Origin of the sequence: Wolbachia endosymbiont (group A) of Ancistrocerus nigricornis, assembly GCF_947250785.1 — a bacterium.
Taxonomy (GTDB): domain Bacteria; phylum Pseudomonadota; class Alphaproteobacteria; order Rickettsiales; family Anaplasmataceae; genus Wolbachia; species Wolbachia pipientis.
Map to the genome: position 1 here is coordinate 878,036 of NZ_OX366348.1, position 25,157 is coordinate 903,192.

27 protein-coding genes and 2 pseudogenes are annotated in these 25,157 nt (G+C 35.4%); 9 read left to right on the forward strand and 20 right to left on the reverse strand.

The window, feature by feature from the left end; genetic code table 11:
* Positions 1-2 precede the first annotated feature (2 nt).
* The 10 genes from OOK90_RS04430 to def form a co-directional block, all read right to left on the reverse strand.
* On the reverse strand, positions 3-842 hold the full coding sequence (locus OOK90_RS04430; RefSeq protein ID WP_209473214.1) for a glycine--tRNA ligase subunit alpha: 840 nt from the start codon (positions 840-842) through the stop codon (positions 3-5).
* Between the two features lie 44 nt (positions 843-886).
* Positions 887-1,645, reverse strand: coding sequence for a phosphatidylglycerophosphatase (locus tag OOK90_RS04435; RefSeq protein ID WP_138265045.1), 759 nt, complete (start codon positions 1,643-1,645; stop codon positions 887-889).
* A 146-nt stretch (positions 1,646-1,791) separates the two neighbouring features.
* Positions 1,792-2,787, reverse strand: a complete 996-nt coding sequence (hemB, locus tag OOK90_RS04440) for a porphobilinogen synthase (RefSeq protein ID WP_264705782.1) — start codon at positions 2,785-2,787, stop codon at positions 1,792-1,794.
* Entirely contained in the window at positions 2,780-3,805 is a 1,026-nt protein-coding gene (gene nuoH / locus OOK90_RS04445; RefSeq protein ID WP_264705783.1) for an NADH-quinone oxidoreductase subunit NuoH, read from the reverse strand. The genes hemB and nuoH overlap by 8 nt, the downstream gene beginning before the upstream one ends.
* Positions 3,789-4,319: a hypothetical protein gene (locus tag OOK90_RS04450; protein WP_264705784.1), complete on the reverse strand. Its 531-nt coding sequence runs from the start codon at positions 4,317-4,319 to the stop codon at positions 3,789-3,791. Before OOK90_RS04450 ends, nuoH begins: the two co-directional genes overlap by 17 nt.
* 73 nt (positions 4,320-4,392) lie before the next feature.
* Entirely contained in the window at positions 4,393-6,441 is a 2,049-nt protein-coding gene (gene nuoG, locus OOK90_RS04455; protein ID WP_353289349.1) for an NADH-quinone oxidoreductase subunit NuoG, read from the reverse strand.
* Between the two features lie 5 nt (positions 6,442-6,446).
* Entirely contained in the window at positions 6,447-6,659 is a 213-nt protein-coding gene (locus OOK90_RS04460; protein WP_264705786.1) for a hypothetical protein, read from the reverse strand.
* Positions 6,660-6,725: 66 nt separating this feature from the next.
* A complete protein-coding gene (locus OOK90_RS04465; protein WP_038250894.1) occupies positions 6,726-6,932 on the reverse strand; it encodes a hypothetical protein in 207 nt (68 codons plus the stop codon).
* A gap of 661 nt (positions 6,933-7,593) precedes the next feature.
* Positions 7,594-8,415, reverse strand: a complete 822-nt coding sequence (locus tag OOK90_RS04470) for a uracil-DNA glycosylase (RefSeq protein ID WP_209473207.1) — start codon at positions 8,413-8,415, stop codon at positions 7,594-7,596.
* The gene (gene def, locus OOK90_RS04475; RefSeq protein WP_264329787.1) at positions 8,405-8,944 is read right to left on the reverse strand and encodes a peptide deformylase; all 540 of its coding nucleotides are present in this window, start codon (positions 8,942-8,944) and stop codon (positions 8,405-8,407) included. Before def ends, OOK90_RS04470 begins: the two co-directional genes overlap by 11 nt.
* A gap of 138 nt (positions 8,945-9,082) precedes the next feature.
* Between def and ftsA the strand changes: the two genes are divergently transcribed.
* Complete coding sequence (ftsA, locus tag OOK90_RS04480) at positions 9,083-10,321, forward strand: cell division protein FtsA (RefSeq protein ID WP_010962406.1); 1,239 nt, start codon at positions 9,083-9,085, stop codon at positions 10,319-10,321.
* Between the two features lie 132 nt (positions 10,322-10,453).
* Positions 10,454-11,236 carry a type I methionyl aminopeptidase gene (map, locus tag OOK90_RS04485; RefSeq protein ID WP_141456790.1) on the forward strand — a complete coding sequence of 261 codons (783 nt, stop codon included), beginning with the start codon at positions 10,454-10,456 and terminating at the stop codon, positions 11,234-11,236.
* Between the two features lie 27 nt (positions 11,237-11,263).
* Here the strand turns inward: map and OOK90_RS04490 are convergent, their stop codons facing one another.
* Positions 11,264-12,511 (reverse strand): MFS transporter, encoded by a 1,248-nt coding sequence (locus OOK90_RS04490; protein WP_264705787.1) that lies wholly within the window; start codon positions 12,509-12,511, stop codon positions 11,264-11,266.
* A 218-nt stretch (positions 12,512-12,729) separates the two neighbouring features.
* On the opposite strand from OOK90_RS04490, the gene rsmH reads away from it, so the two are divergent.
* Both rsmH and ftsL read left to right on the forward strand, forming a co-directional pair.
* Complete coding sequence (rsmH, locus tag OOK90_RS04495) at positions 12,730-13,674, forward strand: 16S rRNA (cytosine(1402)-N(4))-methyltransferase RsmH (protein WP_209473203.1); 945 nt, start codon at positions 12,730-12,732, stop codon at positions 13,672-13,674.
* A complete protein-coding gene (gene ftsL / locus OOK90_RS04500) occupies positions 13,671-13,982 on the forward strand; it encodes a cell division protein FtsL (RefSeq protein WP_007548286.1) in 312 nt (103 codons plus the stop codon). Before rsmH ends, ftsL begins: the two co-directional genes overlap by 4 nt.
* A gap of 301 nt (positions 13,983-14,283) precedes the next feature.
* Here ftsL and OOK90_RS04505 read toward each other — a convergent pair whose 3' ends face one another.
* On the reverse strand, positions 14,284-14,583 hold the full coding sequence (locus OOK90_RS04505) for an NADH dehydrogenase ubiquinone Fe-S protein 4 (RefSeq protein WP_065094969.1): 300 nt from the start codon (positions 14,581-14,583) through the stop codon (positions 14,284-14,286).
* A gap of 145 nt (positions 14,584-14,728) precedes the next feature.
* Here OOK90_RS04505 and OOK90_RS04510 point away from each other — a divergent pair, with 145 nt between their 5' ends.
* Together OOK90_RS04510 and pth are read left to right on the forward strand one after the other, a co-directional pair.
* Positions 14,729-15,340, forward strand: a complete 612-nt coding sequence (locus OOK90_RS04510; RefSeq protein WP_010962412.1) for a 50S ribosomal protein L25/general stress protein Ctc — start codon at positions 14,729-14,731, stop codon at positions 15,338-15,340.
* Positions 15,340-15,888, forward strand: coding sequence for an aminoacyl-tRNA hydrolase (gene pth, locus OOK90_RS04515; RefSeq protein WP_065094970.1), 549 nt, complete (start codon positions 15,340-15,342; stop codon positions 15,886-15,888). Before OOK90_RS04510 ends, pth begins: the two co-directional genes overlap by 1 nt.
* A 2-nt stretch (positions 15,889-15,890) precedes the next feature.
* Here pth and OOK90_RS04520 read toward each other — a convergent pair whose 3' ends face one another.
* Together OOK90_RS04520 and ubiH are read right to left on the reverse strand one after the other, a co-directional pair.
* Positions 15,891-16,853, reverse strand: coding sequence for an IS481-like element ISWpi4 family transposase (locus OOK90_RS04520; RefSeq protein WP_264705788.1), 963 nt, complete (start codon positions 16,851-16,853; stop codon positions 15,891-15,893).
* 442 nt (positions 16,854-17,295) lie between these two features.
* On the reverse strand, positions 17,296-18,444 hold the full coding sequence (gene ubiH / locus OOK90_RS04525) for a 2-octaprenyl-6-methoxyphenyl hydroxylase (protein ID WP_209473195.1): 1,149 nt from the start codon (positions 18,442-18,444) through the stop codon (positions 17,296-17,298).
* A 180-nt stretch (positions 18,445-18,624) separates the two neighbouring features.
* Between ubiH and OOK90_RS04530 the strand changes: the two genes are divergently transcribed.
* Together OOK90_RS04530 and OOK90_RS04535 are read left to right on the forward strand one after the other, a co-directional pair.
* Positions 18,625-18,753: a hypothetical protein gene (locus OOK90_RS04530; protein ID WP_256437790.1), complete on the forward strand. Its 129-nt coding sequence runs from the start codon at positions 18,625-18,627 to the stop codon at positions 18,751-18,753.
* 24 nt (positions 18,754-18,777) lie between these two features.
* The gene (locus tag OOK90_RS04535; protein ID WP_209472359.1) at positions 18,778-19,734 is read left to right on the forward strand and encodes an IS5 family transposase; all 957 of its coding nucleotides are present in this window, start codon (positions 18,778-18,780) and stop codon (positions 19,732-19,734) included.
* Positions 19,735-19,933: 199 nt separating this feature from the next.
* On the opposite strand, the gene OOK90_RS04540 is transcribed toward OOK90_RS04535, so the two are convergent.
* The 3 genes and pseudogenes from OOK90_RS04540 to OOK90_RS04550 form a co-directional block, all read right to left on the reverse strand.
* On the reverse strand, positions 19,934-20,938 hold the full coding sequence (locus OOK90_RS04540) for an Mrp/NBP35 family ATP-binding protein (RefSeq protein ID WP_264705789.1): 1,005 nt from the start codon (positions 20,936-20,938) through the stop codon (positions 19,934-19,936).
* Between the two features lie 7 nt (positions 20,939-20,945).
* Positions 20,946-21,257 (reverse strand): annotated as a pseudogene (locus tag OOK90_RS04545) (nuclease/transposase family protein); the annotation flags it as partial.
* A gap of 95 nt (positions 21,258-21,352) precedes the next feature.
* Positions 21,353-21,676: an HNH endonuclease signature motif containing protein gene (locus OOK90_RS04550; RefSeq protein WP_264705791.1), complete on the reverse strand. Its 324-nt coding sequence runs from the start codon at positions 21,674-21,676 to the stop codon at positions 21,353-21,355.
* Positions 21,677-21,830: 154 nt separating this feature from the next.
* Here OOK90_RS04550 and OOK90_RS06760 point away from each other — a divergent pair.
* A pseudogene (locus OOK90_RS06760) lies at positions 21,831-22,917 on the forward strand (IS3 family transposase).
* A 463-nt stretch (positions 22,918-23,380) separates the two neighbouring features.
* Here OOK90_RS06760 and OOK90_RS04575 read toward each other — a convergent pair.
* From OOK90_RS04575 to OOK90_RS04585, 3 genes are all read right to left on the reverse strand, one after another.
* Positions 23,381-24,166: a hypothetical protein gene (locus OOK90_RS04575; RefSeq protein WP_264705792.1), complete on the reverse strand. Its 786-nt coding sequence runs from the start codon at positions 24,164-24,166 to the stop codon at positions 23,381-23,383.
* A 65-nt stretch (positions 24,167-24,231) separates the two neighbouring features.
* On the reverse strand, positions 24,232-24,621 hold the full coding sequence (locus OOK90_RS04580; protein WP_209473189.1) for a phage tail tube protein: 390 nt from the start codon (positions 24,619-24,621) through the stop codon (positions 24,232-24,234).
* A complete protein-coding gene (locus tag OOK90_RS04585) occupies positions 24,596-25,006 on the reverse strand; it encodes a DUF3168 domain-containing protein (RefSeq protein ID WP_209473187.1) in 411 nt (136 codons plus the stop codon). Before OOK90_RS04585 ends, OOK90_RS04580 begins: the two co-directional genes overlap by 26 nt.
* Positions 25,007-25,157: the final 151 nt, after the last annotated feature.

The window sequence follows — 25,157 nt, forward strand, 5'->3', positions numbered from 1 at the left end:
CGCTATTTACTCATGTACAATTCACAACATTTTTTTGTTAGCTCTCTAACTTTACCAATATAAGCTGTACGTTCATTCACACCAAGCACACCTCTTGCATCAAGCAGATTAAGTAGGTGACTAGTTTTAATACATTGGTCATAGGCTGCCATTGGTAGCTCCTTTTCAATAAGGAACTTACACAATTTTTCCGTATCTTCGAATTGCTGCTGTACCACTTTAGTATCATAATAGTCTAACGCTAGATAAGAAAATTCATATTCTCTTTGTTTAAAAATATTTCCGTAAGTTACACCGTTATCGTTCCAAATTATATCGTAAACATTATCTACACCTTGTATGCACATTGCTAAACGTTCCAACCCATATGCCACCTCACCAGGAATCATCTTGCAGTCAATCCCTCCAACTTGCTGTATATAAGTAAGCTGTGTTACTTCCATTCCATTGCATGTAACTTCCCAACCAAGTCCTGATGCACCAACACTTGGATTTTCCCAATCATCTTCAACAAACTTAATATCATATTTTTCTGTAGATATGCCAAGAACTTTTAAGCTATCTAAATAGACGTCTTGTAAATTATTACCAGATGGCTTTATTATAACTTGATATTGGTGATGTTGATACAAACGATTAGGATTATCACTATAGCGCCCATCTGCTGGCCTAATTACTGGTTGTAGATATGCAATTTTTGCCGGTTTTGTATCAATTGCAGACATAATTGTTGCAGGATGTAATGTGCCAGCACCAACTTCAGATGTGTATGGGTGAAGTATAACACATCCTTCACTAGCCCAAAAATCTTGTAACTCTTTTATTATACTTTGTAAGTTCACACAAATTGTACACTTTTTATACTAAATATATAAATAAATAAGTACTATTCAATACCTATTTTTTTAACAGTATCATGTAAATAATCACCTAAAACTGCTGAACTTTCCCTCACATACTGAATTATGCTTTTATTTAGGACAATTGCATCATGCATAGTTAAATCGCAGAATATAAATGCTGTTAAATACAGTAAAATCACCGCATAAAATGTGTGAAAAATCCCCTCAAATGTAATTGACATTGCATTATTATAGCTGAGCTGTATTGAACTTATTGGCCATGGTTTTATCACTTCTACGACATTAAAAAATACGTAAGGTATCATAAGAAAAAAGAAAAAGTGCATAAAATCATTAAACCAAAATGGGCATTGAAACATCTGCTTACATATATTCCCATAGAGTTTACTTACAGCATAATAAATCGACATCATTGCCGGCATTGAAAGTGCTACAGTCAGTACTTGCCCTGACGCTATTTGTATTACTATTTCTTCACCACTGTTTGCTGAAGGGTCTTGAGCATGAAAAATAAATATTCCAATTAATTGCATTACTAACATAACTATTGCCAATTTTGTAAAAACAGCAGCTACAACTATTCCTGAGTCTGGCATTTTATATAGTAAGTATTCGCCTCCATATGTAAGAATTAATATAACATCGACAATAAATAATATTAAAAAAGAAGACCAATAGTTCTGCCAACTTGGTAAATATCCTATTCCTAAAAGAGAGCTTACTGTTTTAGCAGGAAAAACCTTGCCTAGCATCTTTCCCAAAAATTTAAAAAAAATCCCCATGTTCTAAGTAACACTTGGTTTATATTATTTATAATACTGTATTGTAACGGACTTATCAACAACTTAAAACATGTATTGGAAAACTTTAAGTAATATGCAGCAACAGTAGAAGAACGTGCGCCAAAAATTTAATAATTTTATAGGGCTTATGCACTTAAATTTTTTGCAATATCAAGTGCAGCGTAAGTGAATATTGCACTTGCACCCGCACGTTTGAAACCAATCAAAGATTCATAAATCACCTTGTCATAATCTAGCCAGCCATTATTTGCAGCAGCTTTTATCATTGCGTACTCACCGCTTACTTGGTAAGCAAAAATCGGAAAATTAAACTTATCACTTGCTGTTTTGATAATATCTAAATATGGCATACCTGGTTTAATCATAATAAAGTCTGCACCTTCATTTATATCCATTTCAATTTCGCACATTGCTTCGCGCGCATTTTTATAATCCATTTGATAACCACTTTTGTCTATAGAATGTGATAGCCCACATGAACCAACGACTTGCCTGAATGGAGCATAGAAGCTAGAGCAGTATTTCACTGCATAAGATAATATTAATACGTCTTGAAAGTTGTTATCATCTAATGATTTTCTGATTCTTCCTACTCTACCATCCATCATATCAGAAGGAGCAACTATATCACATCCTGCCTTCGCTAAAGCAAGTGCTTGCTTACACAGTACTGATATAGTTTCATCGTTTTCTACATCCATCTGATTATCTTTTAAAATGCCGTCATGGCCATGAATAGTGTATGGATCCAGTGCAACGTCTGCAATAATACCAATTTCAGGTACCTTTAATTTTACAGCACAAATTGCTCTGCAGATTAAGTTGTCAGAATTATATGCTTCTTCAGCGTTTTCAGATTTTAGTTTACTATCAACTACAGGAAAAATTGCAACAGCATTAATTCCTAAATCTTTAGCTTCCTTAACTATAGACACTAATCCATCTATTGAATAACACTTTACGCCTGGTAAGCCAGAAATTGGTTCAGTTGTTCCTTCTCTGTCGTGAACAAATAGAGGAAAAACTAAATCATTTACTGATAAGCTATTTTCACTTGTTAAATTGCGAACCCATTTGCTCGAGCGCCTGCGTCTTAATCTTTTATTTGGAAAATTAAACATTGGATCCAGGTAAATTCCCAGTAAAGAGCAACACTCCTGAAATGAGTACCACCCAAAGCACCGATATTGGCAGAAACACTTTCCAACCAAGGCGCATTAGCTGATCATATCGATAACGAGGTATTGTTGCTCTAATCCAAATAAATACGAATAAAAGTATAATTATCTTCAAAACGAACCAAATTAAACCTGGAATTTTATAAAGCAAACCAAGTTCTAACGGAGGATACCACCCTCCTAGAAAGAATATTGTCATCATAGCACTTGCTAAAATCATGTTTGCATATTCTCCCAAGAAAAAGAGAGCGAAAGGCATGGATGAATATTCAACGTTATATCCAGAGACAAGCTCTGCTTCAGCTTCTGGTAAATCAAATGGGTGACGATTAGTTTCTGCAAGCAAAGAAATAAAAAATATTATTCCTATAGGCATTAGTAGCAAATCAACCCAAAATGGCATATTGTGTTTCGCTACCACCATCTCTCCGAGGTTCAACGTGCCAGTCGTAACAACAACTGTAGCAACTATTAAGCCTATTGAAACTTCATATGAAATCATCTGAGCAGCCGACCGTATAGCGCCAAGAAATGCATAATTAGAATTGCTTGACCAGCCTGCAATAATTACGCCGTATACTCCCAGCGACGATATAGCTAGCACATAAAGCACTCCAACATTAATATTTGCTATAACCTTAGGAATAACTACTTGCTGGCCATTTTCTACAATTACTTCAGCACCAAACGTTATAACTGCCCAGGCAATTAATGCCAAGATAAAGGTAAGCATTGGAGCCATAATGAACAGTATGGTGCTCGCTCTAAATGGTATTATCGGCTCCTTAATCAGGAGCTTAATAGCATCTGCAAATGGCTGCAATAGCCCAAAAGGTCCAACTACACTCGGGCCGTGCCTTAGTTGAATTGCACCAATAACTTTACGTTCAAAGTACACCAAATATGCTACTGAAAGCAAAAGTGGAATGAGAAGAAAAATAATTTTAAATATTAAAGGCATACAACTCTAAACCAAAAAAGTAATTCATAATCGCCAAAATGAAGAATATAGCAAGCGCAGTAGATAAAGCAGATGATGTTATTAGAGCAAGAGCAGCAACCATATTCCGCAACCTACCATTTTCCGATTTAGCGTAGTAGCGCGATACGTACCAACTGAACAATATAAATGACATAATAATAACAATTATAATTATTGATAATCTAGAACTATCATACACCCCGCGTGAAACTATACCAGCTGTAGCACCACATACAGCTGCCACAATAATTTGCCTAAAAAGGTTAAACATATTCCATGAACTAGTATCTTTAATTTTAACATCATCACCTAATATGAATGAAAGTAAAAAAATCATGATTATTATTAACGGAAAATAACTCCATCCATCTTTAATAACTCCAGGAAATATACCACCTGCCAATATCAGTACATGAACAAATAATGTTACAATATCAGCGCGCAATTGTAGCAACGTATAAGGCTTACATTCTAAAATTGGATCCTTGTTCATTATTACTAAATTGGCTTTATGCTCAAAGTAAACCAAGACTGGCAGTAAAAAAGGCGTTAAAATAAATAAAACATTAACTAGCGTTATCATAAAAAGCCTTAGTACAATCCGCCATTATTTTTGAAGCGCGACTTATTGAATCCGTCATATAAAAATTACACTCCTTTAAAGTAAAAGGTGTATTACTTAAGCTTATTTCACCACTGCTGATTGGTACCCATGTATTTTTTATCACTTGATCAGCATTTCTAAACTGTGGACCGATAGTATCTAATTTTTTTCTCACGTCAAATAAACTATCATATGGTAAGGAGAGATCCAAATATTGCGAGAGATTTTTAATAATTAACCAGTCCTCCTTTGCTTCACCTGGAGGAAATACAGCTAAATTTGTTCTTTGCACTCGACCTTCAGTGTTTACATAAGTTGCATATTTTTCTGTATATGCAGCACCAGGCAAGATAACATCTGCCACATGTGCACCCTTATCACCGTGATGACCTTGATAAATTACAAATGTGTTTTCTAACTTTGATGTGTCAATTTCATCTGCACCAAGAAGATAAACAACTTCTATTTCACCACTTTCTGCATGTTCCAATATTTGATTAATATCCCTTTCGCCTTTTTTAGGAACAAACCCAATATCTAGCCCACCAACTCTTGCTGCAGCTTTATGCAGCACATTAAAGCCATTCCAGTCATCTCTGACCATGTTAAATTCTTCTGCAATTTTGCCAGCTAGAATTAGAATTGATTCAGAATCGTCTCTTACTAATGCATCTTGACCGATAATCAGCATAGGGCTCTGAGCAGCACTCAGCAGCTTACAGAACTTATGATTTCCATTTGCTATTTCACTCAAAATATCAGGATTATCGCCCAATTTCTCAACATGATACAAATATTCAATGTTAGGACCAACACTTGCAACAGGAAAGTTGCCCTGTAAATATCTCTTTCTCAATCTTACGTTAATGATCGGTGCTTCTATCCTTGGGTTTGTATTTATAAGCAGACACAAATCCGCATTCTCTATACCTTCAATAGTGGTATTGAATACATACGATCCACGATTATTTGGTATAAGTTTTGCACCATCCTGCCTGCAATCTATATTTCCCGAGCCGAGCTTCTGCATCATTTCTTTAAGTAGAAGCATAGACTCACAATCTGCTAAATCACCTGCAATTGCAGCTATTTTATTTGATTTTGTATTCTTTAATTTCTTTGCAGCAACAGTTAATGCCTCATTCCAATCAACTGGGGCTAATTTACCATCTTTTTTTATATAAGGTCGATCAAGACGCTGAACTTTTAGTCCATCATAGGCAAAGCGGGTTTTATCTGATATCCATTCTTCATTTATTTCTTCGCTCAGCCTTGGCAATATTCGCATAACTTCCGGGCCACGATAATCAACTCTAATACTACTTCCCACAGCATCTAGTACATCTATAGTTTCGCAATGTGATAGCTCCCATGGACGCGCTGTAAAGGAGTAAGGCTTTGAAGTTAAAGCTCCTACCGGGCAGAGATCTATGATATTTCCGGATAATTCAGAACTAATATGCCTTTTTATGTAAGTGCTAATCTCTACATTTTCTCCCCTTCCGATTCCTCCAAGTTCATTTGTACCTGCAACATCAGACAAAAATCTAACACACCGAGTGCAATGAATGCATCGATTCATCGCGGTCTCAATCAGTGGTCCGAAGTGTTTTTTTGGCACAGCCCTCTTATGCTCATCAAGTCTGCTGGTTCCTTTCCCATAAGCCATCGTGATATCTTGCAAATCGCATTCACCACCCTGATCGCAAATTGGGCAATCAAGCGGGTGGTTAATTAGCAAAAACTCAAGCACACCTTCACGTGCTTTTTTAACCTTAGGGGTATCAGTGTGAATAACCATCCCTTCTGCAACTGGCATTGCACAAGAGGCTACTGGTTTTGGAGGTCCACCCTCCACTTCAACCAAACACATTCTGCAGTTACCAGCAATTGCTAAACGCTCATGATAACAAAAACGTGGAATTTCAACGCCCACGACTTCACAAGCTTGAATTATAGTGAGCCCATGCTCTACTTCACATTCCTTAGAATTAATAGTAACTTTAACCACAACTATTATACAGCTTCCCACTTTATAGGATTGCCGCTTACCTCATCTTCAACCAGATTGCCGTTGTCATATTGAGCAGACATATAATTCATGCGCGAATCACGATCTATATATCTAACAGGTTTTACCGGTTTATTTTTATACATTTTTTGCTCAGCTTTCTTACGCTGAGTAGGGTTATTTTTACTAGCTGTCTTTGCTTTCCCACCTGCTGCCATATAAACTCCTAAAAACTTTTCATTCTATTTTAACACTTAAGTATATAGCGTCAATATTTAATAACTTTAAAATTTCAATAGATCTCTTATTATAATCATTTTACAATCATTGTTTAAATAAAAAGTTACCCCTTGATGCCATTCCAGCGCATGACGCACAGCTGTACGAACATTGCAATTTGCAGGCAATTTGCGTGGCAGATTCAAGTAGCTGACACTGGTTTCCATCCAAAACAGCAGTAGCCCTTTTGGTGTCATTTCAGTGCTTGACACTGAAATCCAGGATTTTGATTGGATACTGAGTTGGTAAGCATAAAAGTATAGCTAACGCGAGCTCTACGTCATACCGCGATTTATTCGCGGTATCTCAAAGCATAGATCCCGCTGCGGGATGACGATTGTCGTTTAGCTATAAACATTAAGAAATTTACCAAACGAAAAAAAAGGCAAAAGAAGCCCTGGGGTTATTATCCGCTTTAAAATATTGGCGTTTTTTATGTTTTAAACGCTTGACAAGCAAGATTAAGCTGCTTTTAATTGCAACTAACTTACGCTGCAAATGTTTAAGAAATTTACTAAGCAGAAAAAAAGACAAAGAACCCCCGAGTTAGCTAGTCTTTTACTATCTCTGTCGAGTATTGGCATTTTTTGATGTCTTGTAACGCTTTATAAGCGCGTTCAGCTTATTTAGATAAAAATCTAGATGTAGATGAAGTTTTGTAAAGACATACAGTATCTATATACTGCAAAAAATTGAACATAAGACGCCGATACATTAAGTAATCCTTACCTTTTAATCTGCAGATTGGCGAAAGCAAATACAATAGCTTCAATTTTATGATAAGGGGGCTGGCGGAGTTTGTCAAGGAAGTTTTTTCGTTTCTAACGATTGTTAACATGCTGCAAAAAACTATGCAAGAGGTCTACCACTTTATTAGGTATTTGTGCAGTTATTGGTGTTATCAAGATACTCCCTAATCTTCTTCAAGTCCTCCCAGGCTAAACGTTTTTGTGCCGGTTGGCGAAGTAGGTAAGCTGGATGAAATATAGCGGCTGTGGTGATTGAATTGGACAAATATTGGTTAGTGTACGTATGAAATCTGCCACGCAAATTCGATATAGTTTTTGTGCTGTCAAGAAGGCTATAACATGCGATTCCCCCGACTAAAATTAGAATTTGCGGTGAAACCAGTGCAACATGCTTCTCAACAAATGGTCTGCACATATCAAGCTCTAGGTCGGTTGGCTTTCTATTGCCAGGTGGGCGCCAAAATACAGTATTGCTTATGTATACCTTAGTGCGATCAAGATTGATTGCATTTAACATTTTATCGAGCAACATTCCACTTGCACCACAAAATGGTATGCCTTGAAGGTCTTCATTTGCTCCTGGAGCTTCACCAACGAGCATAATTTTTGCATTTGGATTACCATCGGAAAAGACAGTATTAGTTGCAGTTTTTTTTATCTCACAACCTTCAAATGATTCAACTGCACTTCTTAATTCATCCACACTACCACATTTACCTGCAAGTTTCCTTGCTTCAATTATCCAATCACTTGGAAACATGTCTTTTCCATCTTTAGTGTCATTCCAGCGCATATCTGCATCTTTCTTCTTGGTCCCAGTTTGGATAACAGAGGGTTGTACACTCTCTTTGCTCTCCAATTTTTTTTCCTCTTCACCCTCCATTAGTGTGCAATCAACGCCCACTTCATGGTAAAATTTTAATAATTCTAGGTCTTTATTGCTCATAATGCTTTTTAACCTTTTGTGCTTTTTTCATGGCCATATCATACTTTAATTTAGATAAATGTCTAATATATAATATGCCGTTTAAGTGATCTAATTCATGCTGAATACACCTTGCAAGCCAACCACTAGCTTTTAGCGTCTGTTCTTCGTTATTTAAGTCTCTGTATTTCACAGTTAGATACTTTGGACGCTTAATTTCATGACTTTGCTCTGGAATTGAAAGGCATCCTTCCTTGAGAATTACTTGTTCATCGGATAATTCTGTAATCTCAGGATTAATCATGTAAAATTTGCCAGTTGAGCCATATCCTGCTGGCTCATTTTCAATCGTTTCTAGCTGAATATCCATAACAAAAATTCTCTTTAACACTCCAACTTGCACTGCAGCAAGGCCAAGACCTTCTGCATCATACATAGTTTCGAACATGTCGTTTACTAATTCTTTAATTTTATCGTTTATATCTGTTACTTCACTGGCACGTGTGATTAGTCTTTCATCAGGGGCAATTACAATTGGTAATATGGACATAAAAATTATAATTCTATGTTTTGCTTTTCCTTTTGTCCATAATTTAGTGTATATTAAAATGTTGCTATATCTATAATAGAAATATAAATTATTAAAGGAAGCTACAATTTAAATGAAATTGCGTAATAAGGTTAACTAATGTACTCTGCAGTAATAGCAAAACCAAAGAGAAACGTTTTTGCTGTTTTAGACATAGGTACAACAAAGATTATTTGTCTAATCGTTAAAATAAATGGCAACTTCAGCTATAAAGTAACAGGAACGGGCTATAAGATTGCAGAAGGTGTAAACGGTGGGTCGATAACTAATGTAAAACACGCAAATTACTCCATCTCATCAACTATAGGTTTAGCTGAGCAAGTATCAGAAGAAACCATAGATCAGATATATGTGAACATTGCTGGATGTGGCATCTCATCTTTCAATGTACATAATGAAATTATTGCAGCTAACCATGAGATTTCTGAGCGTGATATAAGACGTGTAGTTTTTCAAACATTTGAGAAATATATTGAAGACAATGTTATCATTCACAATATACCACTAAAATATCACTTAGATGACATGACTGACATAAAAGAAGTTGGTGGATTGTACGGAAAAAGACTATCTGCTGATGTTAATGTTGTCACTGCTTCGCGTCCAGCGCTTACCAATATTGAAAACTGTATTACCAATAATGGTGGATTAAATATGGCAGGTTGTATTGCTTCTGCATATTCTGCAGGTCTTGCCTGTCTGAGTGGAGATGAAAAAGAGCTCGGGACTGCTATTGTTGATATAGGCGGTGGGTGCACTGCAATTGGAATTTTCAAAAGAGGGAAACTTGTGTATGCAAGCAGCGTTCCAATTGGTGGTGTTCATATCACTCGAGATATTGCTTACGGGCTATGCACAAGCATAGAACGTGCAGAGTATATAAAAATACTGTATGGCAGCACTATCGTAACTTCAATAGATGAGAATGAGTACATTACAATGCAAAACAACGAAAATGATGAACCTACTCAAGTATTCAAATCTGAGCTTATTAACATCATAAGACCAAGAGTTGAAGAAATACTTGAAATGGTAAGAGAGCAATTTCAAGAGCAGAAAGATCCAATTAATAAAGTAGTGATCACAGGTGGAACTAGTCAACTCACAAGCATGAAGGAAATTGCAGGCTATATATTCAATAAGCAAGTTCGAATTGGGTGCCCTGAGTCTTGTAGCGGTCTTGATGGCGAATATGATAAAAATCCTGTATTTTCTGCTGCTATAGGCTCTATAAAGCTAATAGTTGACACTTTTTATAAAAATAATTCTGGTATTTTAGGTCAGGATGGTAAAATGAGTAAATTGTATAATTGGGTTAAATCAAAAGTTACAGTCTAGATTTCTGTTTTACCACCTTTCATACAAATGACTTGACACTAGGATCCATAGGACTTATTTTTATAATATGTAAAATTATTATGTTTATGTACTTGCGAGTAAGCGTACCAATTACAATAAGACATGGAAAATATGAACATAACTATACACTCACAAGAAGATTTTGAATTTATGCGCAAGGCTGGCAGGCTTGCTGCTGAAACTCTTGATTTCATTGCACCGTACGTAAAGGTAGGGGTGACAACCAATGAATTAAATGATCTATGCCATGACTTTATAATTAATGCAGGTGCAATTCCAGCACCACTAAACTATAGGGGGTATCCAAAATCAATTTGCACTTCAAAAAATGCAGTTGTGTGCCATGGTGTTCCCGATGATAAACCGCTTAAAGATGGAGATATTTTAAATATTGATGTCACGGTGATTTTAAATGGTTGGCATGGTGATACAAGTCGCATGTTTTGGGTTGGCAAACCATCAATCAAAGCAAAACGTTTATGTGATGCTACTTATAATGCGTTGATGGAAGCAATCAAACAAGTTAAGCCCGGCAATAAGTTAAATGAAATAGGGCTTGCTATAGAGAAATATATTAGAGATTTTGGATATTCTATCGTACGCAGCTACTGCGGACATGGTATAGGAAAAGTCTTTCATGCTCCACCAAATGTAGTGCATTTCTATGATCAAGATGAAGATCTTGTCTTAAAGGAAGGTATGTTTTTTACAATAGAGCCAATGATTAATGCTGGAAAACATGAGACTCTGCTCAGTAAACTCGATGACTGGACAGTAACAACACGCGATCTTTCACTTTCTGCTCAATTTGAGCATACACTTGGAGTGACAAAAGATGGTGCTGAAATATTCACATTATCACCTAAGAATTGGCATTTCCCACCTTATAATTAGATTTTTTTAAATTCTGCTATACTGCAACTATACTTGGTTTACTTTGTGTGATTTTGAAGAAAGCTCACCCTTAATTTGCGATATAGCAACTAGCCCAATTAATGCACAGAAAATCATGTAAAAACTAGCTGAAGTCTCTTGTCCTGTAACCTTGATAATTGTTGTGCATATAAATGGTGCAAGGCCGCCAAAAAATCCAGCAGCTATATTTCTTGATAAACCAAATCCACTGTACCGAACCTTTGTTGGAAATAATTCGCACATAAGTGCACTGACAGGACCAAGCGATGCAGCTATTGGAATTATAAAAAGAATGTGTGCCAGCAAGTAATTGCCACTACATAACATTGAAAAAACTGGATAACTTACTATTACAAAAGCTATAAATGCAAATTTCATAACTTTTTCTCTTCCTACCTTATCAGAAAGTATAGCAAATAATATTGTCAATCCTCCGAGCGCAATTTGACTCAGTATTTCCACTATATGATTAAAATGAGTATTTACTGTTAATATTTTATTCGTAAGCACATTGAAAAATACCAAATATATATAGAGAGACGCATTTTCAACCAAGTCAATACCTATTGATATTAGAACAGGCTTTTTGTAATTGTTTAATAACTCTTTTAGTGGCAATTTAGACGGATTTTTTTGTCTTTTATACTCTGGGCTTTCATCAAGTATATACCTCATATATATGCTAATTAATCCCATTGCTAAACTGAAAATGAAAGGTAATCTCCACCCCCAAGATTCAAAATCAGATACTTTTTTGCATATGAGTACCGCTATCAGGCTTAATATTGAACCAAGAATTGCACTTAATACCTCAATGCTGCCAAAAAATCCTTTTTTGTTTTTAGGAGCATGTTCTATTAAAAATGGTGCATTTCCTGCTTCTCCTCCAAGAGATATACCCTGCAATAATCTTAAACACACTACCAGCATTGACGCTAGTATTCCAATGCTTTGATAACCTGGAACAAAAGCAATTAATACGGTTGATAAAGTCATTAATATAATCGAGAGCAATAAGGCAACTCTTCTGCCATGTTTATCACCAATGTGACCAAATATAGCAGCACCGACTGGTCTCATTAAGAAACCCACTGCAAACACTCCAAAAGCCTTCAATACGCTGGTTAGTTGATCATCCGATGGAAAAAACACACCACCTATTATGTTTATTAAGTGGCCAAAAAGCATGTGGTCATACCACAATAAAGTGTTACAAATCAAACTTGAAAATATTACTTTTGTTATTTGCTGCATAATTTCCCTATAGCCTGTTTGATCTTATATATAAAAAAAAATGTGAACGTTATGTGAATATTATATTAACAATATTAAACCTTGATTTTAATATTATTGCTCATATATTCCGATAAGATACCATATTTTGGCAAGAAAATCTATGTACATAAATAAAATTGATGTGAAGAGTAGAGTAGAGTAGGATATCTACACCAACTGTACTTAAATTTTTTGATATGACACACACTCCAGTTTTGTTAAAAGAGATGCTATCACTACTATCACCGCAGGATGGTGGCATATACGTGGACGCCACATTTGGAGCTGGAGGGTATAGCAAAGCAATATTGGAGTCAGCTGATTGCAAGGTATATGCAATTGATAGAGATGAAACGGTAACTAAGTTTTATGATGATTTAAGCGTTAGATATCCCGATAGAATAAAACTATTCATTGAGAAGTTTAGTAATATTAAAAGTATACTAAGCAGCGTTGAGCCATCTCCTGTCATCCCAGTACTTGATACTGGAAAAAATAACTGGTCACGCGCTGGAATGACATCAAACGGAGTGGATGGAGTGGTCTTTGACATCGGAGTTTCATCTATGCAGCTTGATAACGGAGATAGAGGGTTCTCATTTTTACATGATGGTCCACTCGATATGAGTATGGATAACTCTTCTTATATAAACGCTTCAACGTTTGTTAATGCTTTACGCGAAGAAGAAATCGCAAATACTATATATAACTACGGAGGAGAGCATCATTCTCGCAAAATCGCAAGAGCAATAGTAAGTGCACGGAAGAAGAAAACTATCAAAACTACATTTGAGCTTGCGAACATTGTACGTTCTGTGGTGTTCCGTGGAAAAAGCAAAATTGATCCTGCAACCAGAACATTTCAGGCAATCAGAATATGGGTAAACGATGAGCTGGGAGAACTTGAAAAGGGTATTAAAGCTGCATCTGAGATTTTAAGTGAGAATGGCAAATTAATTGTCGTCACCTTTCATTCCTTAGAAGATCGTATAGTCAAAACTTTTTTTAAAGATTTATGTGCTACTGATTGCAAGACATTCTCTCTGCTAAATAAAAAAGTGATCGAAGCAAGTATAGAAGAAGTAAGTGCAAATCCGCGTTCACGCTCAGCAAAACTAAGAGCTATACAGAGGTTGTCGTGAGAACTTTCTGCATCATCTCAATAGTTATGTTTTTTCTTAGCATTGTAGGACTATTTAAGGTAAAATTACATGTTCAGTCGTTAAATAGAGAGCTAATAAAAATAAAAAGTGAAATTAATTTAGTACAAAGTGATATAAAAGTTTTACAAGCAGAGTGGAGCTATTTAAATAATCCAAAAAGACTTGCAAGCCTTGTAAAGAAATACCTGAAAAATAACTCTTTAATACTGGCTAGCCAGGTTAAAAATCTTGACTCTTTAAATGGCCGCAGTGTGTTAGCACAACTTAAAATCCATGATCAACAGTGAGATTAAGTCTTATTTTTTACAGATGAGCACATCACAATAAAACTTACTTTGTATCCGTTCAGGATAGCGGCAAGGTAGTATAACCATAGAGTAAAAGTGAGTTTACAACAAATGGTGTCATCCCAGTGCTTGACACTGGGATCCAGCCTTTCCATAATCATCAAAAACATTGTATTTTAACGTAAAACAGCTATTTTTATGCTTACCAACTTAATAAAATTCCTGGATCCCAGTGTCTGGGCACTGGGATGACAAAGGAGAGCAGTGTCAGCTACTTGCATAACACCATTTGTTGTGCAACTTACTTTAGTATGAAATTGCTTGCGTAAGATTTTGGCAGCCTCTTAACATTTTTTGGCATTTCAATTATGTATTTAACGTTGCGTTTTTTTGCGTAGAATACTGCTTTTTCAAGAGAATCAAACTTTAATACAATCTGTTTTTTTGGATCTTTTGAGCCAACCCACCCCATTAAAGGTTCAATGTAGTAAGAGCCAGATTCAATTTTCAGGTGCCAGAAATTTGTATTACCTAAACCAGATTGTGTTGCAGTTCTTGTTGGTCTATAAATCCTAAAAACTACTTTATCGTCAATGCCCATAGTTCTTGTTAAATAAGCTTAAATATATATCTAAATAAATCCTTTCACAAACAATTAGTATGAAAGAATGAAGTTTGAAATAAATATTTTTATGTTATATTATTGTTAAATTATATTAAAAGGATTAGCTGAATAGGAGTAACCGATGACGCAACAGGAAATAGTAACAATTAATGCAGAGTTACGTGATATAACAAAAACAAAAGCGATGCATTCTCTAAGGAAGAAAGGAAACATCCCTGGAATCATATATGGAAAGGGCCATGATAATGTAAATTTGACATTGTCTGCAAAGGAATTCACAAAGCAATATAAGTCAGGCTCTCTTTCTGCACATTTGATAGAGCTGAATATTTCGGGCAAAAAGGAATATGCTCTTGTTCGCGATATCCAATTGCATGTAGTAAAGGATACTGTGCAACATGTTGATTTTCAGTTTGTTGATAAAGGCAGTGAAATTAAAATAGACATACCTCTATCATTTGTGAATGAAAGTAAAGCTCCAGGAATCAAATTAGGTGGAGTGCTTAATGTTTTGTGTCGTTCTATTGCTGTTAAATGCTCTCCTGATAAAATACCTCAGGTTATTGAAGTTGATTTATCCGGTAAAATGATTGGCCAGTCTATACATATTAATGATGTAAAATTACCAGAAGGTGTTAAGTTTGTAGCTCATGAAGAAGAAAATTTTACCATTGTTACAATTTCTGCTGCCGATAGTGACGTTGAAGAACCTCAAGCAGAAACAGAGGAATAGTGCACCTGATAGTTGGGCTTGGTAACCCTGGTGGTCAATATGAGTTAACTTATCATAATATCGGCTTCATCGTAGTTGATACAATTTGCAAATATTGGAATTTCCAGTCGTTCTCTAAAAAAGCCGATTATCTAATAACCTCTGGCATAATTAATGATAATAAAATCATGTTAATAAAGCCTTATTCATTTATGAATAATTCAGGCATCCCTGTTGCAAAAATACGAAATTTTTACAAATTATCGCTAGATAATATTGTTGTCATACACGATGACGCTGATTTGGAACTTGGAAGAATAAAAATAAAGAAAGGTGGTAGCTCTGCTGGACATAATGGACTTAAATCCATAGATAGTTTTATTGGCAACGATTATTGGCGCTTGAGATTTGGAGTGGGTAGACCTGAAGATCAAAGAAGCTTAGCAGATTATGTGTTATCAAAATTTTCAAATTTTGATAATGTTACTCCCTTAGTGGAAAAAATAGCAAAAAATATACACTTAATGCTGCAAGGAGATAATACAGCTTTTATCAATTTGATTGTATAATATTACGAAACACAGGAAGTGTATGGTTCCAGAGTGTGATGGTGTGGATTTAGTATGAACAATTCAGGAGATTTTGTCCACTGTAAAGATATAAACTCAAAAGGTGTAAGACCCTTAAGAGTTTTGAGTCTTTTAGCATAATTGTAGGCCATAACAAAGTCATAAAGATGCTCTTTGAGTTGCTGGTGAGACTGATAGTAATACTTCTTAACAGTGGCATTCTTTAAAGTTTTGTTCATACGCTCAACTTGCCCATTTGTCCAAGGATGGCTAACTTTTGTTAGACGGTGTTCAATGTCATTTTCTTCACAAGCTCTATCAAATATATGTTGAAAAGCGTATTTATGGCGTTTTTGGTTGGTAAATTGTACACTGTTATCTGTCAAAATAGTGTGGATTTTATATGGTAAAATTTTAATCAAATTACGTAGAAACTCAGCAGCTATAGGTTTTGTAGCACTTTTATGCAACTCAACATACGTAAATTTGGATGTTCTATCTATTGCAACAAACAAATATAACTTTCCTTCTTCTGTTCTGACTTCTGCAATATCAATATGGAAATAGCCTATAGGATATTGTTTGAATTTCTTTTTTGGTTTAACTTCGCCATCAACATCTGGTAGTCTGCTAATGCTGTGCCTCTGTAAGCAACGATGTAGACTAGAGCGAGTCAAGTGTGGGATTGAGGTTTGCAAAGCGTAGAGACAATCATCTAATGGCAATAGAGTATGCTTACGAAATGCAACAATTACAGCCTCCTCTTCTAAAGTTAAAACAGTTGATCTTGCATGCTTCGGACCCATATCAGCGTCTTTGGCAAAAGACCGTTTTCTCCATTTAATGATAGTTTTTGGATTAAGGTTATAGTACCTGGAGAGTTTTGCTATGCTCTCTTTACTATTTTGTATTGCTCTACGAATTGTCTCTGTTGTTTTGGCGCACCCATGTAATATTTGTCCCATAATTCCTCCTTTGATGGTATTGTTTTCTCATATTTTATCATACCATCACACTCTGGGACCATACATCCCCCCCTACCCCCCTAATTCCTATATCAAACCTTTCTTTACTAGATTATATAGTCAATATAAAAAGCCATATAAAATTGCTTCCACTGCTGCCATGAGGAAATTGCTTATTCTTGCTAACTCTTTAGTCAGAGATGACAGGGTTTTTACTGAGGAATATAACTCTCTGTCTGTTTCTATCTAAGAGCCAGTATAGCTGTGGATAAGCACGTTTATACAGATAAAAGTACTTATCCACAGCTACATCAATTTTTCTATTGACTTTTAACACAACTGCTGAACAGATACATTCGTCATCCCGCTACGTGTTAGCGGCCAAGATACCGCGGCGGTATGCCGTGGGAAACCTGACTTGCATTAGCTATAAAATAGTGATTTATATAAATCCCATAGCATGCCGAATGAAGCGTTTTTTGAGGAAATTTGAATTTTCAACTGCAATCAAGCCAAGATTTCTTAGTGCTTTAGCGCAGAATATTCTGTTGGAAAACATCCTATTTAATCCATCAGTTGCAAGCGCCATTGTAAAATTATCAAAGTATCTGTTACGTGAAATTTTCTTTAATAAATAACTACTGCCAACATCAATACCAGATGCTTTTGCGGCAACTACGTGCTTTATAATACTTTCTACATCTCTAATTCCAAGATTAAGCCCTTGACCTGCAACTGGATGAATTGAATGTGCTGCATCGCCGATAAGCAAAACTCTACCCTTATATAACTTTTTTGCGAAAACAAAACTTAAAGGATAAAGTTTTCTTTCACCCTCTAGTTTTATCTTTCCTAAATAAGAACCAAATCTTTTTTTAAGCTCTATAATAAATTCTTCTTCAGACAGATCCATTAGCATTTTTGAAATTCCAGATTTTTCTGTCCAAACTATCGAAGAAGTATAGCCATCCTTTATCGGTAGAATTGCAAATGGACCGCCAGGAAAAAAACGCTCTACAGCTAAGTTTTGGTGATGCAGTTCATGCTTTACATTAAATACTATGCTACTTTGTTTATAATCAAATTTCGCTGTCGGTATAGAAAATAACTCTGGTAGTTTAGAGTTCTTGCCTTCAGCGCAGATAAGTAGCGATGATATTAATTCCTGGTTATTATCAAGAATAACTTCCACATATCCTGAATCACAAGCAATTGTTTTATAGGAATGTGGAGAGTATATATTTAGTTTATTCAAAAAATTATTGTTGATTGCATTCCATATAGTGGCATTGTTAATAACATAACCCATTGGTTCTTCACCAACCATTTTATGATTGTAATGCACAGTAACCGCATCTAATATGCATATATCAAGTATTGGCTCAGCTTCGCTTTCTATAAACTGCCAAATCCCTAATTTTTCCAATATTTTTTTCGAACCTTGAGAAATAGCAAATGCTCGGTTGTCATCTACTACACGTGGTAGACTATTTTTTTCAATCACAGCTACAGACACAGAGTCACAACTGAGGCCAATGGCAGTAATAAGACCAAGTAACCCACCACCTGAAATGATTACATCATAATTCATTTTATTTACGCTAATTGTAAAATTATATTTTATCTGTTTTGAAAATAGTTTAAACAAACTTTATATATAAATTAAATTTTTTAGATCCCAGTGTCAGCTACTTGGATGACATCTAAAGACACTCCACCTTGTCATTCCAGCACGTAACGAACAACTGTACGAACATTTTGCGAAGGCAGTGTGTTAAATGCTATGGCCGGTTTTGCCTCAAACATAAAGGTGTCATCCCAGTGCTTGACACTGGGATGGCTTTGTTGCATAGCAACTGAAAAAATCTGGTGGCTACTGACAAAATTCATTATAAAATAGCCATTTAACCTTGAAAGAAAAAATATGCCACAAAAAATGAGGGTCAGTAACCATAGCGAATATAACAAATTTCTAGAAAAAAGAGGAAATATTTTTCATTATATCAACGAAGCCATAGAAAAGTGGTACGAGAATGGTCCAAAAATACCAGGTGGCAACAATATTTATAGCGATAAAGTTGTAATTTTGGTGCACATAATAACTTGTTTATTTAGAATAGGCCTGAGGCAAACAGTTGGGTTTATAGCAGGATACCTTGAGCAAATTGGGAAAAATTTGCAAGTTATCAGCTATTCACAATCATCAAGAAGGTTTAAGAAACTCAATATTAAGATCAATGATTGCAGAATTGATAAAAATAATATGGAAGATATCGAAATTGCTATAGACAGTACAGGAATTAGTATATACAACAACACTCCTGGTCATAGCAAAGAAAATAGCGAAGATAGAAAGTATCGCAGCTATGAACAGACAAGAAAATTGCATGTAATGTTGAATACAAACAGCAAAAAAGCCATAGCTGTAAAATACAGTAACGGTGTCTACTCTGATCACTATGGAGCTTGTGATTTGCTAAAAGAAGTCGATTTTCAGTATGTCATAAAAGTACTATATGCAGATAGGGCATATGACAGAGAAAAGCTCTATAAGCTGTGTAATCAATATGGTATAAAAACGAAAATTCCTCCGAAAAACAACGCAGCAGAGCATCCAAAGTTAGACTATATGGCTGAGAGAAATTCTGCAGTCAAGCTCATAAAGTCATATGATGAAGATAGTATAAAGAAGTGGAAAAAAGAGATGAGTTATGGAAAAAGATCTTATATAGAAAGTTTTTTCTCGCGACTGAAACAAACATTCGGGTTTAGTTTTAGGAATAAATCTGAGACAAATAGAGAGAAGGAACTACTTGTTAAATGCTATTTGCTCAATAAGTTCACTGATATTGGTATGGCTAAATTTGAGATAGCTTCATAAATTTATTGTGCGTTACCTACTATCCGAAGAGCGATGCAACAAAGCCCACTGGGATCCATTCTTCTTTTTTTCTGGATTCCAGCGTCACGCGCTGGAATGACAAAAGCTGCTAATTTTTCATGTAAATAATGGTTATGCAAGCAGTCTATTTTGTAACTAACAAAAGAGGACTTTGATTCGCATGTTTCTCACGCTTATTCTATTGTTTAACTATACTTTGAGCAATGTCTTCATAAATCTCTGCCAAATCCTCACTTAACATTAAAGGATTTCCGCAATCAGAAGCATGGCATATTTGTGGATCTAGAGGAACTCTGCCTAGAAGTTTGATGCCCAGCTCCTCAGACATTTTTTTTGCACCGTCTTTTCCAAATATGTATATTTTTGAGCCGCTTTGAATGAAATAACTCATATTTTCTACAATGCCAATAACCGGTACGCTGAGCTTTGTAAACATATCATAAATTTTGCGAGCATCGATTAAAGAGAGCTCCTGTGGAGTTGAAACTATTATCGCCCCAGTTAAGTTAAAATTTTCCATAAGACTTAAATGCACATCGCCAGTTCCAGGTGGTGTATCAATTATCAAATACTCTATATCGGACCATTTTGTTCCCATTAGCAGACTATAAAGTGCTTTTGTAATCATAGGTCCGCGCCATATTGCTGCACGATCTTTATCGATAAAATAGCCAATTGAAATAGTATGCAGTCCATACTTTTCTATAGGCATTGCTTTACTATCCTGTATTTCTGGCTTTAATTTTTCAGCGCCAAGCATTTTAGGAATTGAAGGACCATATATATCTGCATCAACCAGCGCAACTTTGTGTTTTAACTTTGCTAATGAGAGAGCAAGATTTAGCGCAACTGTGGACTTGCCCACACCGCCTTTACCAGAGGCCACAACGATTATATTTTTCACTCCTTCGATATGTAATTTAGCTTTTTGTTGCCCAGTTTGTTTTTGACAAGTAGCAACCACGGTCACTTTTGTCACCCCCGGTATAGCTTTAACAGCTTGCTCACAATTTCTTCTTAATTCTTCATTTGCTTGCGTGTTAACGGCAACTTCAAGCACAAAACCAACATCTTGACCTTTAATAATAATTGAGGATATTATGCCAAGAGCGATCACATCTTTACCGCTTTTTTGCTCTATGACTTTTTTTAAGTTCTCTCTTACAATTTTTTCGTTGATCATTAGCCTTTTAGGTGATTTCTTCCTGAAGTCGTTTAATCTCAGCTTGAGGAAGGCCGGTTGTCTGAGAGATAATATCAATAGAGATGTCAGCCTTAAGTAGGTTTTTTGCTACTTCAATATTTCCTTCAATCTTTCCCTCATCAAGTTTTTTAGCGAGGATGCCTTCTTCTTTCCGCAGATCCATTATTCTTTCTTCATATGCTACTAAATCTTTTTCATTCCAGCTAAACCTGTCTAATTCATCGTAGGCTAACTTTATTATTGGTGCTTTTTCTGCTATTTTCCTTAAGTCTTCTTCCGTAGTTTCATCTGCATATTGTTGTCTAAGTGAAGAAGGTCGCCCCTCCTCACTCGACTTCAAAACCGTACGTGAGACTTTGCGCCTCATACGGCTTCTCTCCAATTTGGAGCTTTTCATGCACACCTCCTGTGTAATTCATCGTGACAATGTCCATGTAACAAAGATAAGTTTTTGATCATGTTGTTTCGTCTATTCCGGTCTTTGTGATGTATTTCTATTGTATCATCACTTTTAAACCATAGTCTACAATTATCACATTTACTTTGTTGTAACTTCAATAGTTTTATTACTCTTAATGGCTTATCTGGTATTTTTCTCAGACGTTTACCCCAATAAACCCAATCACCATCATATGGAGATCTGGTTTTTTGCACTTTGATATGTCGTTTAATAACATGATCGCTGTGTATAATAAAATGTATCTCGTTACTTGTCATAAAACGCCAGTTATCGTTATTATACTTTTTAAAGTATTTTCTTTTTATCCAGCATTTCCCTTTGTTTGGGTGCCTAAAGACTGACCTTACCCAGAAAAAGTGGAGAGAAAGAAAAGAGTTTTTTTGGGTAAAATAAAATTTTGGAGGATTAGAAATGGTAAGAGAATATACGGCAGAATTCAAATTGGAAGCTGTTAAACTGGCAAATGAACAAAGAAAGGCAGGTCAAACAATTACAAAAATAGCAAGAGATTTAGGAATAAAGGGTGGTTTATTAGGAAAATGGATGAAGAAATATAACGAAAAAAAGTCAGCGGCAAATGCATTTCCAGGTAGAGGTAACATGGCTCCTTACGACAAAGAGAGGTTTGATTTACAAAGCAAGAGTAACAAGGGAAAGAGACATTTAAAAAAAAGCCCTGGCCAGTCAAAAAGAGTAAAATATTTTTTTATATAGTAACTGCTATAAAGTACAGGAATTATGTAGGATTTTCTGCTAGTGGCTACTATAAGTGGACCACAAGAAAAATAAGCAGTAGAGAATCAGCAAATAAAGAGCTACTCGAAGCTATTCAAAAAATATATCAAGTTTCTAAATGTAGATATGGAGCTCCTAAAATTCATGCTGAATTGAAGGCTTTGGGTAAAAGTTGCAATTTGAAAACGGTGCAAAGTATTATGCAGAAAAATGACATCAGGGCTATACTGAGAAGAAAGTTTAAAATTAAAAAACAACAAACAGATAATAGAGCTGTAGCTCCCAATATACTAGATCAAAACTTTATTGTTGATCAACCAAATAAAGTATGGGATTACTTACATCAAAACCAAGGAGGGATGGCTATATTTGGCAGCAATAATTCTCACGTATGGTAGTTAATGAGTAGTGCAATAAATAAACAATTGGTTATGAACTCTTTATTAATGGCCATTAATAGGCGTAAACCTGTTAAAAATCTACTGCTGCACAGTGACCAAGGTTCACAATATACTGCGCAAGGGTATCAATATCTCTTAGCTGTAAAGAATATAGATGAGTAATAAAGGCTGTTGTTACGACAATTCTGTTGCAGAAAGCTTCTTTAGCTCATTGAAAAGAGAAATACTTATTGATACTTCACAACACTCTGCTCAACAAACTAGAACTGCAATATTTGAATACATAGAAATTTTTTATAACAAACAACGTCACTATTAACTATTGCATTCCAGAACAATTTGATGCATCATTCTTTTTGTAAAAAACATTCCACACTTTCTCTCCACTTTTTCTGGGTAAGGTCAATTTTCATTGCACCCTATATTGTCCATTCCATTAGCTTTACTACGCTCGTTACCTCACGCAGCATAATGGTCTGTTCTAGGCTGTTGGCTAGACTTTGCCTAAGTTGGATTTTCACCAACTGTATTCTAAACGCTTACTTGGCGCACCCATAACAAAAATGCCTGAAAAACGTTAATAATTATATACTATTATTAATAATTATTCAACCATATTTTAAGCTTACAATTTTGAGCTTAACTGACGCTTATGGATAGAGGCAACTCTATCACCCTGTGTTATGTTTATTTTCTAACGGACGCTGATTTTTGTATCGTAATTTCTTGCTATAAATTGGTTATATAAGAGCTGGCTTCTAAAATTTTATAACCCTAATTTGAATTAACAGACAGTAGAATCGAAAGATTATTACAAGGAGAAATCTACACAGATCGACCCTTTTGTGAATCTGAGTTTCTGCTTTCTTCAACTTGTTTTGCAAAAGATGTTTCCGGTTTCTGAAGTGGCTTAGCAATTTCACGCACAACGGCAATAACTGCTGTTAAAAACGTTTTTAACAATGCACCTAAAGCTCCACCAACTGCTTCCCTGCCATATATATGAGCTTGCTTTTCGTTACCGTCAGCAGTTTCCCCTGCCCTCCTTCTTGGATCCATCCTATGAGCAATCACCGAAAACAACACTCCCCTGATTGAAGACTTCACTTTTTCCTTTGCTTCGTGGACATCCCCATCTTTTGCTGTTTCATGTCCATGACTTAAGTGTTTAGCGTTCATTAGCTCCTTTTGTTGCTGGGCAAACATGCTACTTAATACTTCTTCTATCACTTGCTTTCTTCTCTTCTCTCTAACTCTTTTCATAGATTCTGATTTATCGCGAGTGTGTTTGGTAGTTTCAAATTCTGCATCAATATCTTCGGACGCAGCCTGACTATATAAAGTCTCTATGAGCCTGTCTATGCTTCGCTTTATTTGCATAGTCCTTTCGTAACTATCCGAATTATCAATTCCTTCGTCGATCTGATTTAGAATATCCTCAAAAACTTTCAAATAGTCTTGAATATACTGTATTATGTATTGCTTATCTTCCTCTTTGTGTTGTTCTTCTTGATTTTGCTGATTTTCATTTTCTAAACTTCTCTCTCTTTTATCATCGTTATTTTCTTCAATATTATCACCGTCTTCCTCGAAAAGGTTTTCGTCATTCATGATTTTTTTTAATTTAGTTAAAATTCTCACCAGTTATTATTGTATATGAAAAAATTAAATTAACATTAATGAAAAGCGTTTACAACTTCAGCACTAGTTAAAACTACAGTAAAGCTGTCAAAAGTAACAGGATCATAATACCTCTCATACAATTCAACTGAACACCTAAGCCTTATCTTTTCCTTAGCATTAAAACTAATTTCATAATCATTATTAGAGTTTAGCATAGCAGAATTACGTAATAATTCATCAGCTAATACAGAGTCTAAAATTCCATTAATTTTTATCGTAATGTGTCTGCTTCCAGCACAATCGAGCACTTTCCTCCAGCCAAAAGAAGAAATATCTTTCACCTCTTCTCTGTTATTACGCAAAGTAAACCTTAGGTTTCTTATATTATTTAACACAATAAAATTATTGTCATGATCTTTAATTTTTAGCTGTAATTTGCTCATTATCACCTCCTTTTATTAAAATATCAAAATTAATTGTTGAATGTAAAATTTCATCGTGCTGATCCATAGCACAATTACTTTCTAAAATGGCCTCATTATTAAAACCTTCAATGCTCTTAAGTATCAAGTGAATATGCCTTATAATGGCAAACATACTGTCTATATGATAAGTATATATGTCGCATGAAAATCTTGCCTTTGTAGCAAAATTGGACAGCATATGCAGGTTATTATAATTCACTACACGCAATCTCAGGTAAGGAATGGTGACCTGTTTAGGTAAGTAGTCATAAATGTTAGTAACATATTTCCTTAAATCAGAGTTTGCTTTTAGTGCTTCATAAATGCTACTGTACAACTCGTTTATAGCTTGAATTTTTTTCATAATTAACCCTCGAAAGATATATAGAAACTCGTCATGCCGTCGCGAACCGTCATACCGCCGCGGTATCTCCAGATCCCGCTGGGATGACGATTGTCGTTTAGCTATAAATATTTAAGAAATTTACCAAATGAAAAAAAAGGCAAAAGAAGCC